This is a genomic window from Pseudomonas syringae (assembly GCF_002157375.1).
GTDB classification, from domain to species: Bacteria; Pseudomonadota; Gammaproteobacteria; order Pseudomonadales; family Pseudomonadaceae; genus Aquipseudomonas; species Aquipseudomonas syringae_T.
The window spans coordinates 360,347-376,065 of record NZ_MTSA01000001.1; the positions used below are offsets into that span (position 1 = coordinate 360,347).

At 58.2% G+C, this 15,719-nt stretch carries 19 protein-coding genes; 13 read left to right on the forward strand and 6 right to left on the reverse strand.

The genetic code is table 11. The features are described from left to right. Window positions 1-9 precede the first annotated feature (9 nt). The 3 genes from BW686_RS01580 to BW686_RS01590 form a co-directional block, all read right to left on the reverse strand. A complete protein-coding gene (locus BW686_RS01580) occupies window positions 10-738 on the reverse strand; it encodes a TorF family putative porin (RefSeq protein ID WP_084913900.1) in 729 nt (242 codons plus the stop codon). 140 nt (window positions 739-878) lie between these two features. Next, window positions 879-1,394 carry a hypothetical protein gene (locus tag BW686_RS01585; RefSeq protein WP_084913901.1) on the reverse strand — a complete coding sequence of 172 codons (516 nt, stop codon included), beginning with the start codon at window positions 1,392-1,394 and terminating at the stop codon, window positions 879-881. Window positions 1,395-1,559: 165 nt separating this feature from the next. Then, window positions 1,560-1,748, reverse strand: a complete 189-nt coding sequence (locus tag BW686_RS01590; protein ID WP_002554403.1) for a hypothetical protein — start codon at window positions 1,746-1,748, stop codon at window positions 1,560-1,562. A 305-nt stretch (window positions 1,749-2,053) separates the two neighbouring features. On the opposite strand from BW686_RS01590, the gene BW686_RS01595 reads away from it, so the two are divergent. Both BW686_RS01595 and BW686_RS01615 read left to right on the forward strand, forming a co-directional pair. Then, the gene (locus tag BW686_RS01595) at window positions 2,054-2,890 is read left to right on the forward strand and encodes a CvfB family protein (RefSeq protein WP_084913902.1); all 837 of its coding nucleotides are present in this window, start codon (window positions 2,054-2,056) and stop codon (window positions 2,888-2,890) included. Window positions 2,891-3,948: 1,058 nt separating this feature from the next. After that, window positions 3,949-4,350 (forward strand): DUF2177 family protein, encoded by a 402-nt coding sequence (locus tag BW686_RS01615; protein ID WP_084913904.1) that lies wholly within the window; start codon window positions 3,949-3,951, stop codon window positions 4,348-4,350. Window positions 4,351-4,439: 89 nt separating this feature from the next. Here BW686_RS01615 and BW686_RS01620 read toward each other — a convergent pair whose 3' ends face one another. Further along, on the reverse strand, window positions 4,440-4,820 hold the full coding sequence (locus tag BW686_RS01620; RefSeq protein WP_084913905.1) for a hypothetical protein: 381 nt from the start codon (window positions 4,818-4,820) through the stop codon (window positions 4,440-4,442). 241 nt (window positions 4,821-5,061) lie between these two features. Here BW686_RS01620 and BW686_RS01625 point away from each other — a divergent pair, with 241 nt between their 5' ends. The 3 genes from BW686_RS01625 to def all read left to right on the forward strand — a co-directional run bounded on the left by BW686_RS01625 (window position 5,062) and on the right by def (window position 7,039). Beyond that, window positions 5,062-5,253 (forward strand): CsbD family protein, encoded by a 192-nt coding sequence (locus BW686_RS01625; RefSeq protein ID WP_084913906.1) that lies wholly within the window; start codon window positions 5,062-5,064, stop codon window positions 5,251-5,253. Between the two features lie 228 nt (window positions 5,254-5,481). After that, a complete protein-coding gene (locus BW686_RS01630; protein WP_084913907.1) occupies window positions 5,482-6,453 on the forward strand; it encodes a YihY/virulence factor BrkB family protein in 972 nt (323 codons plus the stop codon). A 46-nt stretch (window positions 6,454-6,499) separates the two neighbouring features. After that, window positions 6,500-7,039 carry a peptide deformylase gene (gene def, locus BW686_RS01635; RefSeq protein ID WP_084913972.1) on the forward strand — a complete coding sequence of 180 codons (540 nt, stop codon included), beginning with the start codon at window positions 6,500-6,502 and terminating at the stop codon, window positions 7,037-7,039. Window positions 7,040-7,063: 24 nt separating this feature from the next. Here def and BW686_RS01640 read toward each other — a convergent pair whose 3' ends face one another. Then, window positions 7,064-7,474: a GNAT family N-acetyltransferase gene (locus BW686_RS01640; protein ID WP_179149142.1), complete on the reverse strand. Its 411-nt coding sequence runs from the start codon at window positions 7,472-7,474 to the stop codon at window positions 7,064-7,066. Between the two features lie 133 nt (window positions 7,475-7,607). Here BW686_RS01640 and BW686_RS01645 point away from each other — a divergent pair, with 133 nt between their 5' ends. The 8 genes from BW686_RS01645 (at window position 7,608) to BW686_RS01680 (ending at window position 15,114) form a co-directional block, all read left to right on the forward strand. Further along, window positions 7,608-8,621 carry an ABC transporter substrate-binding protein gene (locus BW686_RS01645; RefSeq protein ID WP_084913909.1) on the forward strand — a complete coding sequence of 338 codons (1,014 nt, stop codon included), beginning with the start codon at window positions 7,608-7,610 and terminating at the stop codon, window positions 8,619-8,621. 133 nt (window positions 8,622-8,754) lie between these two features. Further along, window positions 8,755-9,255, forward strand: a complete 501-nt coding sequence (locus BW686_RS01650; protein WP_084913910.1) for a hypothetical protein — start codon at window positions 8,755-8,757, stop codon at window positions 9,253-9,255. 28 nt (window positions 9,256-9,283) lie between these two features. Beyond that, window positions 9,284-9,721: a nucleoside deaminase gene (locus tag BW686_RS01655; RefSeq protein ID WP_084913911.1), complete on the forward strand. Its 438-nt coding sequence runs from the start codon at window positions 9,284-9,286 to the stop codon at window positions 9,719-9,721. A gap of 181 nt (window positions 9,722-9,902) precedes the next feature. Next, a complete protein-coding gene (locus BW686_RS01660; protein WP_084913973.1) occupies window positions 9,903-10,724 on the forward strand; it encodes an alpha/beta fold hydrolase in 822 nt (273 codons plus the stop codon). Next, window positions 10,714-11,889: a PAS domain-containing sensor histidine kinase gene (locus tag BW686_RS01665; protein ID WP_084913912.1), complete on the forward strand. Its 1,176-nt coding sequence runs from the start codon at window positions 10,714-10,716 to the stop codon at window positions 11,887-11,889. The genes BW686_RS01660 and BW686_RS01665 overlap by 11 nt, the downstream gene beginning before the upstream one ends. Before the next feature lie 132 nt (window positions 11,890-12,021). Continuing rightward, a complete protein-coding gene (locus tag BW686_RS01670) occupies window positions 12,022-13,218 on the forward strand; it encodes a GAF domain-containing sensor histidine kinase (RefSeq protein WP_084913913.1) in 1,197 nt (398 codons plus the stop codon). 349 nt (window positions 13,219-13,567) lie between these two features. Next, entirely contained in the window at window positions 13,568-13,888 is a 321-nt protein-coding gene (locus tag BW686_RS01675; RefSeq protein WP_084913914.1) for a hypothetical protein, read from the forward strand. 62 nt (window positions 13,889-13,950) lie between these two features. Then, the gene (locus BW686_RS01680) at window positions 13,951-15,114 is read left to right on the forward strand and encodes a PQQ-dependent sugar dehydrogenase (RefSeq protein WP_084913915.1); all 1,164 of its coding nucleotides are present in this window, start codon (window positions 13,951-13,953) and stop codon (window positions 15,112-15,114) included. A 94-nt stretch (window positions 15,115-15,208) separates the two neighbouring features. Here the strand turns inward: BW686_RS01680 and BW686_RS01685 are convergent, their stop codons facing one another. Continuing rightward, window positions 15,209-15,517 carry a PepSY domain-containing protein gene (locus BW686_RS01685; protein WP_084913916.1) on the reverse strand — a complete coding sequence of 103 codons (309 nt, stop codon included), beginning with the start codon at window positions 15,515-15,517 and terminating at the stop codon, window positions 15,209-15,211. Window positions 15,518-15,719 lie beyond the last annotated feature (202 nt).

The following is a 15,719-nucleotide window of genomic DNA, read 5'->3' on the forward strand; positions in this document are numbered from 1 at the left end:
GTTCGGCCATTAAAAGAACGAACGCACGGCCTTGAGCGTAAATGTTCCGTCGCAGCGTGCGTTGTGACCGCTGTAGACGCTGCAATCACCACCGCTCAGGCTTGAGCCGCTGTAGATCAGGTTCATGTCGATGCCCAGCCAGGGCCGCGAGAGGTTCAGTGACCAGTCGTTGAAGCCGCTGATCAGGCTGCCATCGGTAGACGCCTGGGGGATGTCGAACTGGTGATTGGCGTACTGCATGCGCACGCCCACGCCCAGTCGCTCGATGGCGCCAAGGTCGACAAAGACGGTGCTGTCCCGGCTGCCGACGTCGTTGCTGAACGCGGCGCCGATTCGGCTGTTGAGCATGCGCAGCCCGGCGTAAAACTCGTGGCTGTCAACCTGGTCGGTGTCCGGGTAGCTGTAGCGGATCATTCCCAGCTCATAGCCCAACGTGTTGTCGAACGGCTTCTTGAAGCCCATGTACGAGTCAAGCTCCATGCCCGAATCAGAGGCAAAGCCCATGTTGGGGGTCCACTGGCCGAAGTAGAAGCCGCTTTCGTGGGTCAGGTCCAGCCCGCCGTGGAACGAATCCGAACTGCCGCTGGGCGTTACCAGACCTTGCGCCATGCTGCGTGTGGGCGTGGTCGCCAATTTCAGGTCGAAAGCTCCCCAATCCCGCTCCATGACCTGGGCAGAGGCGGATTGACAGGCAAGCAAGGCGCTGAAGGACAGCACGTGTAAGCGATGGCTGAGCATGGCTCACTCCCTGATAGGCGAGGAGTGTGGTCAGGAATGGCGTATCAAAATGGCTCAGGAGCCGACACAAGCCGCGAGCTAGAGCGCTGCAAGGATACCGTTGAAATACCGTCCGGAAAAACCGTTCGTCAGATCGCAGGTTATCGGTTGGCGGTAACGGTATGGGACGGAGGAATCACCAGGCCACGAATCACCACCAGCGCCTGATCAAACGAGGGGTAGCCGCTCTTGGCAACGTCCAGCTGGGCGTACTCGGCTCGATAATGCTCGGCCTGCTTCGGATCGCTCACGCTGAGCTGCTGGGAGAGCAGCGCGATGGCCAGTGGATGCCGATTATTGGCTGCCGTTTCCAGCAACTGGATGATCTGTTTTTGATCGGCCTGCTGACGAATCAGCAGCACGGCCTGATAGAACTCGGCTTCACCCGACGCGTCATCAACCCCGGCACGGCGCAGGATCGCCTCGGCCAGTTCGTAGTTTTCGCGGTTGTCTTCGCTGATCAGCAATTTGGCCTGGAGCATGTCGTTCTGGTACAGCAAGTGCTCGGCCCGGCAGTTGTCATCAGCCGTCTGTCCGTTGCTGGAGCCGTTTTCGCACGGGTGCGATGCGCAGCCGCCAAGGTAGATAAGTGCGCCGAAAAGCATCCAGTTCTTCATTCGAGCATTCCACAAGGAGACAACTTCCAGAGCGTGAACCAGCTCGTGGTCATAGTGATATCAGAGGAGAGAGTAGCAGCGTGACCGGAAGAATATCCAGCGAAGGATGGTCAATCTAGCGCCTTGAGCGTCAAGGCGCATAGAGATCGACAGGCAGAGCGCGATTTATTTTTTACCGAGATTGATCTGCTTGGACGGTGCGAAGGTCTGGCCACTCACGCCTTTGGCAATTTGCTGAATTTCGCCGCCGGACTTCAGGAAAGCCGCGATCTGCGCGTTGATCGAGTCGCTCGTTTCAACGGCTGGGGCTGGTTTGGCTTTCGAGTGGGATGCTTTGATACGCATGGCTGCCATTTACCTTCATAAACGTAATACGGCCAGCCAGAATACAGGAAATACATGACGGTTGCTTGGCAAATATGGCACCTGCCGAGTGACATATAAACGCGCGGCGAGCGCAGTTTTGCAGATGGGGCGCGCTAAATATCTGTTTTAAATAACAGTTTTCAGGTGCCTCGTGTGGGCGGCGCGCTACCGGCCAGGCTGCGCATGACCGGGAAACTGACGAGCGGATGATGCACGTGCGCCTGCGGTGACACAAGGCGAACCCGGACACAAAGTCGGGTAGAATGCCGCCCACGTAATGAGGGTATCTGGAAATGGCTTTAATCGGGCGCTACAACAGCTTGCAAATCGTCAAGCACACGAACTTCGGTCTGTACCTGGACGGGGCGCAGGACGGTGAAATCCTTCTGCCCAATCGGTACATCCCCAAGGATGTTCCCACCGAAGATGAAGACTGGCTCAATGTGTTCATCTATCTGGACAGCGAAGACAAGCTGATCGCAACCACTGAAAAGCCCAAGGTGCAGGTGGGTGAGTTCGCCAGCCTCAAGGTGGTCGAAGTCAACAGCATCGGCGTGTTTCTGGACTGGGGCCTGCCCAAGGACCTGTTGCTGCCTTATTCCGAAGAGAAGCGTACCTTGCAGGCGGGCGAGTACTGCGTGGTTCACGTCTACCTCGACAAGCACACCCGCCGCATCACCGCCACCGCGCGTCTGGACCGCTATCTGGACAAGACGCCAGCAAACTACAGCGTCGGGCAGGAAGTCGATCTGCTGGTGGCCGAAGCGACCGACATGGGTTTCAAGGCGATCATCAACAACAAGCACTGGGGCCTGATTCACAAGAACGAAGTGTTCAAGTTCATGCGCGCCGGCAAGCAGGAAAAGGGTTTCATCAAGGAAATCCGCGCCGACGGCAACATCAGCCTGAGCCTGCAGCCAGTAGGGGCCGAAGCGGCAAGCAGCCTCAATTCGAAGATCCTCTCCAAACTGCGCGAAAACAACGGCACCCTGCCTGTCAGCGACAAGAGCGATCCGCAGGTCATCAGCGGTCTGTTTGGCGTCAGCAAAGGCAATTTCAAGAAAGCCATTGGCGCGTTGTACAAACAGGGCCAGATCGTGATTCACGCTGACCGTATCGACCTGGTCTGATACATCGCCCTGGCTCGACATCTGAGCGCCGCGGCTGTGCGCTAAGGGTTGTAACCTATGCTGCAACGCAATGTGATGCCCTGCTCATCGTCACTGCACATAAACGAAAGCGCTTTTTTATCGCGATGGCCCTGACGACGCCGAGGGGCGAAAAGGTGACCTGAGTCGAACCCCAACCCATCTGATTTCGCAGCACCGCCGTGTGACGCAGAGCGTCAAGAACTGCATTCCCACGCGGAGCGTTGGAACGATAGTCATCTAACCGACATCGCAGCACTGCCGTGTGACGCAGAGCGTCACGAACTGCATGCCCACGCGGAGCGTGGGTATGATAGTCAAAACCGCAGCTCCTGCCGCACAAGTGCTTTTCAACCGCAATGGCACTGACGACGCAGAGTGCGACGTAAGTGACGGCTGAGTCCTGGCGCTGATCCGGGGGTAGCCTGGCAGGACGCCAGGCTAGCCGCACCGGGCCATGGATGGCCCGTTGCGGCGACCCCCGGATCAGTGTCAGGACGAAGGAACCCGACGAAGTCGGGCCGGAAACGGAGCCAGGGGCTTTGGTTACTTTGGCCCCATCAAAGTAACTCGCCGAGGGGCGAAAAGGTGACCTGAGTCGAACCCCAACCCAACTGACATCGCAGCACCGCTGTGTGACGCAGAGCGTCATGAACTGCATGCCGACGCAGAGCGTCGGCACGATAGTCAGGAGGGGCGAAAAGGTGACCCGAGTCGAACTTCAACCCATCTGACATCGCAGAGCCGCCGTGTGACGCAGAGCGTCATGAACTGCATGCCGACGCAGAGCGTCGGCACGATAGTCAGGAGGGGCGAAAAGGTGACCCGAGTCGAACTTCAACCCATCTGATTTCGCAGAACCGCCGTGTGACGCAGAGCGTCACGAACTGCATGCCGACGCAGAGCGTCGGCACGATAGTCAAAAGCCCCATTAGCGCTTTCTGCAAAATGCACCTCAAGCCGTCCGCATTCTTGCAAGCGATGAAGGTCATACCTTCATACGGGTCTTTCCTGGCCCGACATTCGACCAAGGACGTCCCATGAAAAAAATACTGACGGCGTACATCGGCACATTGCTGGCGTTTCTGATCCTCGACGGTTTGTGGCTCGGCGTGCTCATGGGGCCGACCTACCGGGAATGGCTCGGACCGCTGATGCTGGCGACACCGGTGATGGGGCCTGCGATAGCGTTTTATCTGCTTTATGGCGCGGGAGTGGTGGTGTTCGGCGTGCTGCCCGCGGTGAGGGAGCAACGGTTGAGCCGCGCGACCTTGTTCAGCGGGCTGCTGGGGCTGGTTGCCTACGGCACCTATGATCTGACCAACTGGGCCACGTTGCAGGGCTGGCCTGCGCAGCTGGCGCTGATCGACCTGGCCTGGGGCACGGTCGTGTCGGCGCTGGCCGGTACGGCGGGGTACCTGGCGGTACGACGCTTTACATGAAAACTGCCTGCAACTTGAAAGCTGCCTGCAACGATGAGCGTCACTGAAGGGCAACGCTCATCCGCGAACGCTGTGCTGCAACCGACAGGCTAGTTCTGCAAAAAGCCGGCAAAACTCAGGTTGCTGCCTTTGGGGCGCATGTCTTTCAGGAACGAGTCCTTGTCGGCGCTCAGCTCAAGGCTGACGGTCGGCTTGCGCTTGTCAGCGTTGCGCACTTCCAGGCCTTCCATGTGATCACGCATGAACACGGTGGTCACTTTCAGGTGCAGCAACTGGTCGGTGTCCGGAGTGTGCAGCAGCAGGTGCAGCCATTCGTACTGGCCCACTTGCAGGCGCGGGACCGGCAGGTCGAACCACCAGATATTACGTTTGGGGTCGAGCACCGCGAAATGGGTGTTGTTGACGCCGAGCACTGCGCCGCCCAGAGCCTGGTTTCTGCGTGCAATGGCCAGTTTTTTATCGAGTTTCATAGCGTTCCTGAGAATCGGATTGTTCAGCGTGTCGGCCTTGCCGGACAACGGTGCCGCGCATTCTCGCACAAAGTCTGGCCCTGGCTCATTTCACTGCTCGAATGGCAGCTCGTCGTCCAGCAGACCAATGGTACTGTGGCGCAAAAAAAATCTTGAAACTCTTCGTTCTTGGCGCAGGTCAATCTTATTGTCGAGTACGACATCCGATTCCAGTGTGGTCTTCAGACCCAGGAGATTTTCGATGAGCAGCACCAGCGATAAAGTCAAAGGCATGGCCAACGAAGCCGTTGGTAACGTCAAACAGGCTGTTGGCAAGGCTACCGATAACACGAAATTGAGGGCTGAAGGCAAGGCGCAAGAGCTGAAAGGCGAAGGCCAGCAGGCTAAAGGCGAAGTGAAAGACGCTGTCAAGAAAGGCGTCGACAAGGTGTAAACGGAGTGTTCCCGTCACCTTAGGGTCGGGAGTCAGCAGCACCTGTAACGGTCATCCACGGATGGCCGTTATGCTTTCTGCCTTGCGGAACTGAAACCTTTCACGACCTGCCCAGTCAATGTGCCATCGGTATTCGCGTATAACCTTGCAATGACAGGGCCACGCGATGCAGAAAATGCCGGTCTTCAGGATGTACGGTGTTCCAGTTAGGGAGCAAGAGGAAACGCCATGATTTTCCCCCATTTGCGTCAACTGCCAGTCGGTAAAGTGCTGGTGCGCACCGTCAACGAGTTTCTTGACGACGAGATGTCCACCTACGCCTCTGCGCTGGCGTATCAGATGCTGTTTTCTTTGTTCCCGTTTTTGCTGTTTCTGATTGCGCTGATCGGCTTTTTGCACCTGCCGGACTTCTTCTCCTGGCTGCGCCTGCAATCCGAGTTCCTGCTACCGCCTCAGGCGCTCGAGCAGGTCAACCCGGTCATTGATCAGTTACAGCAATCCAAGGGCGGTTTGCTGTCGATCGGTATCGTGATCGCGTTATGGACCGCATCGGCGGGCGTTCGCCTGATGATGAGCGCCATGAACGCGGCCTACGACGTGGTTGAAGGGCGCCCCATCTGGAAGCGTTTCCCGTTGTCGATCCTGTACACCGTGGGCATTGCCGGCATGTTGCTGGCGGCTGCGGCGTTCATGGTGCTCGGGCCTCAGGTGATGAACTGGATCGCTGCGCAAGTCGGCATGGAAGAGTTCATCGTGACGCTGTGGACCATCCTGCGCTGGCCCGCGATCATCATCTTGTTAATGGTCGCGGTGGCGCTGATCTACTACGTGATGCCTGACGTCAAACAGGAGTTTCGCTTCATCACGCCCGGTTCGGTGTTGGCCGTCGTGGTGTGGATCGTGGCGTCGCTGGCGTTTGGTTTCTACGTCAAGACCTTTGCCGATTACAACGCCATGTACGGCAGCATCGGCGCGATCATCGTGCTGTTGTTGTACTTTTATATTTCTGCCGCCGTGCTGTTGTTAGGGGCAGAAATGAATGCCGTGATCGAGCACATGTCCGCAGAAGGCAAGGAAGCGGGCGAGAAAGAGCCGGGCGACGGTCTGGGCGACGAGCAGAATGAGGCCGGCGGCAAACAGCATGTTTCCGGACTGGGTCGTGATCATTCCGTGCCGCTGCCGAAGGCTGACGAAACCTGATGGCCATCTGTGGCAAGATCGCTTTTTATTCGAAGGGCTGGCAGCCATGATCCGTAACATTCTCAAGATGGGCGATGAGCGTCTGTTGCGCATTGCTCCGCCCGTTCCCATAGAGATGTTCGGCAGCAGCGAACTCGAAACGCTGATTGCCGACATGTTCGAAACCATGCACAGCGTGGGGGGCGTCGGCCTGGCCGCACCGCAGATCGGCATCGACCTGCAACTGGTGATCTTCGGCTTCGAGCGCAGTGAGCGCTATCCGCAAGCCGAGGCTGTGCCCCAGACCATTCTGCTCAATCCTCTGATCACCCCGTTGTCGCCAAACCTGGAAGAAGGCTGGGAAGGCTGCCTGTCCGTGCCGGGGTTGCGGGGCATGGTTGATCGTTATCAAAGCATTCGTTATGAAGGGTTTGACCCGGCTGGCCAGCCCATCGAGCGTGTTGCTCATGGCTTTCATGCGCGGGTTGTCCAGCACGAATGCGATCACCTGATCGGTCGTCTGTACCCCTCGCGAATCACCGATTTCAGCAAATTCGGCTTCATGGACGTGATGTTTCCGGACATGGACCCCAATGCGGATGAATGACAGGCCCCCGTTTCCCTCCGTCCGCTAAGCTTCCCGAGACAGCGCGATCAACGGCTTGCTGCGGCTGTAGCGCATCAAGCGCTCGCCGAGCGCCTGTGGCAGGCGTTGCGCCGTATCAAACCCGGCGAGCTGATAAAAACCCAGCAAGTCGGGATGACAGAACAGCCAGACAGGTCCTGACAGTGGCAGCAGCGCAGCATCGATCAAGCGTTGTGCTACTGATTTGCCGCGATGCGCAGGTGCGACAAACAGCCCGGTCAGCCAATGGCCCTCCGCCACGGGCGACAGGCATAAGGCACCGATGATTTCATCCTGCTTCGCCACCCAGACAGGCCCTTTGCTGGCCGCGCGCATTGAGGACTGGTGTTCGCGATAGAACTTGCCCAGCAGCGGGCGGCACACATCGGGCAACAGGGAAAACTGGATGTCGGACATCGCAAGCGGGCTCGCCGGCACGGAATAATGGCCGTGGATCATACAGAGGTCCACGTTGCTACAACTAATGGCAACGCGTCGATGTCGATAGCCTTGACCACACTTTTTTCTTTCCGCGCCATTCGAGGTGAGCATGAGATCAATAACACGACTGCTGGGTTGTTCACTTCTGGCGCTGGGATTGTTCGGGCCGCCCGCGATGGCGGCTGAAAAAACCACGCCGATCCAGTTCGGTGCGTTGACCTGGGAAAGTGGCAGTCTGATTACTGAAGTCTTGCGCACCCTGGTCGAAAAGGGCTACGGCTACCCGACCGATACATTGCCCGGCAGCACGGTCAGCCTGGAAACCGCGCTGGCCAAAAATGATATTCAAGTGATCGCCGAAGAATGGACCGGACGCAGCCCGGTGTGGGTCAAGGCCGAGGCCGACGGCAAGGTAATCGGGCTGGGTAACATCGTCAAAGGCGCGACTGAAGGCTGGTGGGTGCCTGAATACGTGATCAAGGGGGATGCCGCCAAAGGCATCAAGCCTATGGCACCTGACCTGAAGTCGGTGACTGATCTGGTTCGTTACAAAGATGTGTTCAAAGACCCCGAGTCGCCAGACAAGGGGCGTTTCCTCAACAGCCCGAGCGGCTGGACCTCCGAGATCGTCAATACCCAGAAGCTCAAGGCCTATGGGTTGAACGACAGCTTCGTCAACTTTCGTACAGGCTCGGGCGCCGCACTGGATGCCGAGGTCGGATCCGCCATTCGCCGCGGCAAGCCGGTGCTGTTCTACTACTGGTCGCCGACCCCGCTGCTGGGCAGCTACAAATTGATCAAGCTCGACGAGCCACCGTTCAACGCCGATGCCTGGAAAACCCTGACCGACGCCAGTGATCCGAACCCGCGCGGCTCGGCCTCACTGGAAGCCACGCTTTCTATCGGTGTGTCCGCAGCGTTCAGCAAGCAGTATCCGGAACTGGTGAGCTTCTTCAAACGCGTGGATTTCCCCATTGACCTGCTCAACCGGACACTGGGTGAAATGAGCGAAAAACACCAGGACCCACGCGTGGTCGCCAAGGCGTTTCTCGAGCAGCACCCCGAGGTCTGGAAAGCCTGGCTGCCGGCCGATGTGGCGGCCCGCGTCAGCAGTGGTTTGTAAGCCGCTGACCGGGGCAGATGAGGTCAGGCATAGCTGATAGCGTCACTCATGGCCGTTATGCGACGTGTTCAGTGGTAAAGCCTTGTCGAGCTGATAGGTTCAGGGTTCAGTCAATCAATGCGTGGGAGGGGTCATGACTGATCATATCCAGGGCTCGCGCAGGATGTGGGCAGGTCTTGTGCTGATGATTGCCTGCCTGGGCCTGGACGCTCTGCAACCGGCAGGCGCCGAGGAGGTCGACGACACGGCGCTGGCATTGGTCGAGGAGCGAAACCTTGGCGAGGGTCTGGCCTGGCTGGGTTATCAGGTCGCCTCGCGTACGGTCGCGTTTGCCGGTATCGTGAAAGCCGTTGGCAAGATCGAGGCCCAGACGCTGGTGCAAAAGGAACTGCAGGATCTGCAGCCTGATTATCAGGTCCAGTGGGATCGCAACCTCGCAGCGTCCTATGCGCATTCGTTCACGGCCGAAGAATTGCGCTCGCTCAATCAGGGCGAAGGGTCATCCACACTGGCAAGCCGGTTCAGGGCCAGGAACGCTCGGGTCAGCGCCGACATGAAGGCCCGCTCCTCTGAACTGCTGGAACAATTCGTGGCACGTGCGCTGGGCAATGCTCAAATGACACTGCAACACTGATACCTACTCAACGACACGAGGCAACATCATGGACGCATTCATGCAGGCTGCATTCGACGAAGCGCAGCTCGGGCAGAAAGAGGGGGGGATTCCCATCGGCTCGGTCATCGTCCATAACGGCAAGATCATCGGTCGTGGCCGCAATCGTCGTGTGCAAAAAGCCAGCCCTACCTTGCACGGAGAAATGGACGCGCTGGAAAATGCCGGTCGCCAGCCGGCCAGCGTGTACCGCGAGGCGGTGCTTTACACAACGCTGTCACCTTGCGCCATGTGCAGTGGCGCGATCCTGCTTTACGGCATTCGCAAGGTGATTATCGGCGAGAACCAGTCCTTCATGGGCGAGGAAGCGCTGCTGCGTTCACGCGGTGTGCAGATCGATGTGCTTGATAACGCTGAGTGCCGGCACATGATGCGGGACTTCATTACCGACAAGCCTGAGCTGTGGAACGAAGACATCGGCGAGTAACGCGCTGACGGCTGATTGTCGGCTGTTCCGAGTGTGGATCCCGTGCTGCGCGGTGCCCCTGCATTTAATCCGGCACTGCGGTTTGTGCCACTAGTGTGCCTTTAAGGATGATAATCTCCTCTCATTATCCTTAGTGCATGCACACCGTGGCGGTGGCGTGGTCATTTTTTCGGAGCCTGATATGTCGGTCCAGCAGCGCAATAACGTCAATGTCATGGGCGAGGGACCGGCCACCCTGATTTTCGCTCATGGATTTGGTTGCGATCAGCACATGTGGCGGTTCATGGCGCCGCACTTCGCCGAGCGCTTCAAAGTCGTGCTGTTTGATCTGGTGGGCAGTGGTCAGTCGGAAGTTTCGGCCTGGTATCCGCACAAATATGCCTCGCTCAAGGGCTACGCAACTGACCTGTTGGAAGTGGTGAGCGAGTTTGCCGACAGCGGGCCCGTCATCCATGTCGGGCACTCGGTCAGTTGCATGATTGCCGTACTCGCCGAGCTTCAATCACCTGGCCGGTTCGACGGCCATATCATGGTCGGCCCGTCACCTCACTACCTCAACGACGGTGATTACGTGGGGGGATTCACGCGCGCCGATGTCGATTCATTGCTGGAAACCCTCGAAAGCAACTACCTGGGCTGGTCCAGTACGATGGCGCCCACCCTTATGGGCGCCTCGGACCGGCCGGAGTTGAGCGAGGAGCTGGCCAGCAGTCTGTGCCGCACCAATGCCGAGATCGCCAAGCAGTTCGCCCGGGTGACATTTCTGTCTGATCATCGTGCCGATGTCGAAAGGCTCACCAGTAAAACGCTGATCCTGCAAAGCAGTGATGACCTTGTGGTGCCGGTTCAGGTGGGTGAATATCTGCACCGGGTCATCCCCGACAGCACCTTGTACATGATCGACAACGTAGGGCATTACCCGCACATGAGCGCGCCGCAAGACTGCATCACGGCCATGAATCAATTTCTGGTGTCTTACGAGAGCGCTGCACATGCCGGTTGAACAGGTGAGCCTGCCGGTCACGGAAGACCTTTACGAGCATGCGGCCTGCGGGCTGGTCGTGACCCTGCCGAACGGCACCATCGAGCGTGCCAACCTGACCTTCTGCCGCTGGCTGGGCCTGGAGCGCGAGGCGGTTCTGGGCCGCCGTTTTCAGGACCTGCTGAACCTTGCGGGAAAAGTCTTTCTGCAGACCCACTGGGCTCCGCTGTTGCAGACCCAGGGCTCGATTGCCGAAGTCAAAGTCGAACTGCTTCATGCCGATGGCCATGCCGTGCCCATGATGCTCAACGCCGTGCGCCGCGAGTACCCGTCGGGGTTCCTGCACGAGGTGGCGGTGTTTCTGGCCGAGGAGCGTAACAAGTACGAACGTGAATTGCTGGCATCACGCAAAATGGCGGAAGAGCTGCTGCAGCATCAGATGACGGTTCAGACCGAGTTGACCTCGGCGCGCAACCGCCTGCGTCTGGCCCATGCCGAAGCAGAAATACGCGCGATTTTTGCCGAACAGATGATCGGCATTGTCAGCCATGACCTGCGCAATCCACTGGCGGCCATCAAGATGGCTGCCGGGCTGCTGGAGCGGACTCAGCTCGAGTCGCGGCAGGAGCGGATTCTGGGGCATATTCACCATTCGACCGACCGTGCCGAGCGCATGATTGTCGACTTGCTGGATTTCACCCATGCCCGAGTCGGCAGCGGCATTGCCGTACTCCCCCAGCCTATCGACCTGCATGCCGTTGTCGCCCGAGGCGTAGAAGAGCAGCGTCACGCTTTTCCTCATCGCGTGCTGACTCATCGCCGCGAAGGGCAGGGCGCGTGCTCGGCTGATCCGGATCGCCTGCTGCAGGTGCTCGGGAATCTGGTCAGCAACGCCGTCAACTATGGCACGGAGGGCAGCGACATTCTGATCACCTCGTCCTTCGAGACTTACCTGATCAAGCTCTCGGTACACAATTTTGGCGAGCCTATCCCGCTGGAGAAGGTCGACGATCTTTATGAGCCTGTGATGCATGTGGTCAACGACAGCGATGAAACCCGAACCGTCGGGCTTGGCCTGTTCATCGTTCGTGAGATCGTTCGGGCGCACTTGGGCGAGGTGACGGTCAGTTCCTCGGCCGAAGCAGGCACGACCTTCACGGTTACTTTTCCGCGGCCCGCCGTATAAGCAGGTGTTGACGCAACGGCAGTTTTGCCCCGCGTGCGGTGCTCATACGGGCTGATCCGTGAGCGCATAAAAAGCGCCAGGCACGTAGAATGCCGTGCTGCGCCATTACCTCCAGGCTAAAACAGGTCTTACATGCGGCAATCCATTTCACATGATGTAGCCACGATCAGCCGGATCAGCGCAGTGCCGGCGATCCTGCAAGTCATTACCGAATCCACCGGCTTGGGGTTCGCGGCAGTGGCGCGTGTAACCGAAGATTCCTGGACGGCCTGCGCAGTTCTGGACAACCTCGGTTTCGGGTTGAAACCCGGAGGCGAACTGGAGCTGACCAGCACCATCTGCCACGAAATACGTTCCTCTCATAAGCCTGTGGTGATTGATCACGTCGCTGAGGACAAGCTGTTCTGCGCGCATCACACGCCGCGTCGCTACAACTTTCAGAGCTACATATCGATACCCATTTTTCTCACCGATGGCAGTTTTTTCGGCACCATCTGCGCGCTGGACCCCAAACCCGCCAAACTGACCGGCACGCCTATCGAGGCTATGATGGTGTCGTTCGCGCGCCTGTTGGCGTTGCAGATCGAGGCCGAGGAAAACATGCAGCGGGTGCAGGCTGATCTGCTGGCCGAACGGGAAGTGGCCGAACTGCGTGATCAGTTCATCGCGGTTCTGGGGCATGACTTGCGTAATCCGCTGTTCGCCATCAATGCGAGCGCCGAGCTGCTGTTGCGCCGCCCGCTGGATGACAAGACGCTGCAGGTTGCCCGGCACATCCTGACGTCGGGCAATCGTGCCTCGCAATTGGTCGATGATGTGCTGGATTTCGCCCGCGGCCGTATGGGGCATGGCATTCCGTTGAGCATCCAGAACGCTCATGGTCTGGATAAAACGCTTGAGCATGTTGTGTCCGAGATACAGCGTGTGCATCCAGACCGGCTGATTCGATCGGACATCGGAGCGCTGGAGCTTATTCGCTGTGACCATGAGCGGATCGCCCAATTGCTCTCCAACCTGGTGTCCAACGCAATCACTCATGGCGCCTCCGAAAGCTCGGTCGAGGTGGTTGCCGGAGTACGCGGCGATCTGTTTGTGCTCAGCGTTGCCAATCAGGGCGAGCCCATTCCCGAGTCGGTTCGCTCGCAACTGTTCCTGCCTTACTCGCGGCCTATCACCAGTGAACCGCAGGCCGGACTGGGGCTGGGTCTGTATATCGCCAGCCAGATAGCCTTGGCCCACGGTGGCACGCTTGAGGTGAACTCAACGCACGAGGGCGGCACCGTATTCACCTTCAGCATGCCTTTGAAGCCGGCCAGTGCCTGCTCCTAGGCTCTGTACGAAAGTGGCTGCGCTCGGTGATGCTGCGTTAAAAACAGGCTCAGAATGCTCATTTACAACACACAGACTCCGCTTCCTCGTCTGTTTTTGCCTTGCCTGACCTTTGCTCGCCGACTTTTCGTACAAAACCTTGCCTGCCGGCTCAGGTCGTGCGGAAAACATCGCCTGCCTGGCGTCTTGCTTTACAGGCGCATCGGGCTTTGACCATCCTTGTTACAAACTCGCGCATCGCTTTACTTGCTCATCGACGGTCTCGGGTCGAACCTGACGCCTCGGTTGCCATCAAAGGGCTGAGTCTCCATCGTTACCCGGAGTCTTCACCTGTACCCAGAGGTATGTGATGAACAGTTTTGTGCGCAAGTGTGTGGGCGTTGTGCTCGTGGCACTGGCCGGTGTCAGCGCCATTCAGGCGCAGACCTTGCCGAACAGCACCCTGAACAACGGTGCCTCCAGCAACCCCTACAACAGCCCGATCAAACGGTCCAACCCCAACAGCCGTCAAGGCACAGAATCGAGCACGCCGCGTGCCCCCGGTCCCAACATTGCGCCACCCGTGCGCAAACCCACCCTGGAGAACGGCGGCATCGGAAACGGTTACCCGACGCGCCAGACGGCACCGCGTCCGTCCACGCCGACAACCGACCCCAAACGCGGCAACTGAATTTTCAATCAAGCGGTCCCGTTGCCTGACGGGACGCCGACTCAATGCATAAGGAAACGCTCATGCTTAAAAAAACCCTGATCGCGACATGGTGTACAGCGGCCGTTCTGAGCCTGCCGATGGCGGCGAACGCTGCCACGGAACAATACAAAAGCGAGCTGGGCACTGTGACGGTCAGCTCAGTGGCTGAAGGGCTGGACCATCCGTGGGCGCTGGCGTTCTTACCTGACCGGCAGGGCATATTGGTGACCGAGCGTTCCGGCAACCTGCGCCTGGTGTCGGCTGACGGCAAGCTGTCCAAACCGCTTTCCGGCGTGCCGGAAGTCTGGGCGCGTAAGCAAGGTGGCCTGCTTGATGTCGTGCTTTCGCCGGACTTCGCCAAGGACCGCATGGTGTACCTGACCTATTCCGAGGGCAGCGGCAAAACCGCCGCCGAAGGCGACACGGCAGGCACCGCGGCAGGCCGTGGTCGTCTGTCGGCTGACATGACCCGGCTGGAAGACTTTGAAGTGATCTTCCGCCAGCAACCTAAACTGTCGGTCGGCAATCATTTTGGCGCGCGGATGGTCTTTGATCGCGACGGTTACCTGTTTATCGCGCTGGGCGAGAACAATGATCGGCCTACCGCACAAGACCTGGACAAGCTGCAAGGCAAAGTGGTGCGTATCTACCCGGATGGCAGCGTGCCGAAAGACAACCCTTTTGTGGGACAGAAAAACGTCCGCCCCGAGATATGGTCCTACGGACACCGCAACCAGCAGGGTGCAGCGCTGAATCCGTGGACCGGCACAGTGTGGACCAATGAGCACGGCCCCAAGGGCGGCGACGAGTTGAACATCATCGAGCGTGGTCAGAACTACGGCTGGCCGCTTGCAACCCACGGTATCAATTACTCGGGCGAGCCGATTCCAGAAGCCAAAGGCAAGTTTGTCGAAGGCACTAAAGTACCGTTCCAGGTCTGGGAAGTGTCACCGGGCGTCAGCGGCATGGCGTTTTATGACCACAGCCTGATCAAGGACTGGGATCACAACCTGTTCATCGGCGCGCTGGCCACCGAAGAACTGATCAGGCTGCAATTCGATGGCGACAAGATCGTTCATGAGGAGCGGATGCTCAAAGATATGAAACAGCGTATACGCGATGTGCGTCAGGGGCCGGACGGTTACTTGTACCTGTTGACCGATGACGACAAGGGAAGTGTGCTGAAGGTTGGGTTGGCCAAGTAATAAAGCATTAAAGGCCTAAAACGAAAATTCCCACAATTACGTGGGAATTTTCTTATGCGCGCTACAGGCCTGATTCAAGTATCAGGCTGCGGGATTAATGGTCTTCCGCGTCACGCATCACTTTGCCCGTCTTGGCGTCAACGTCGTAGTTCCATTCAACGCGATTAGGGCCTTTGAGTTCGATCTGGTAAACAAGTTGGCCGGTGGCGGTTTTGTCCAGCTCGGTGTCGTGAATCGTGAAACCGGGGTGGGCGGCCAGCGCATCTTTGTTGAACTGTTCGAAATCACCGACTGTGCCGGCCTTGTGCAAGCGTACTACTTCATCGGGACCGATATCGGCTTGAGCAACACCGGCAGCAGCAGTAAGGGCAACAGCAGCGAAGAGGGCAGACATACGTTTCATACGGTGTTCCTTCTGATTGATCTGTTTTAATGGATTCGTGAAACCCTGATGAGTTCAGCGGTTTTGTTGAATTCAGATTAGCCACGCTTACTTAATTCACGCTTAATTATTTCGCTCCGCTGCGCTTTTTGCACCCGCGTGTGTGTTGCCTGTTTTGTCAGCGATGTTTTCCAGTGCAATGTGTTTAACCGCTGACTGCACG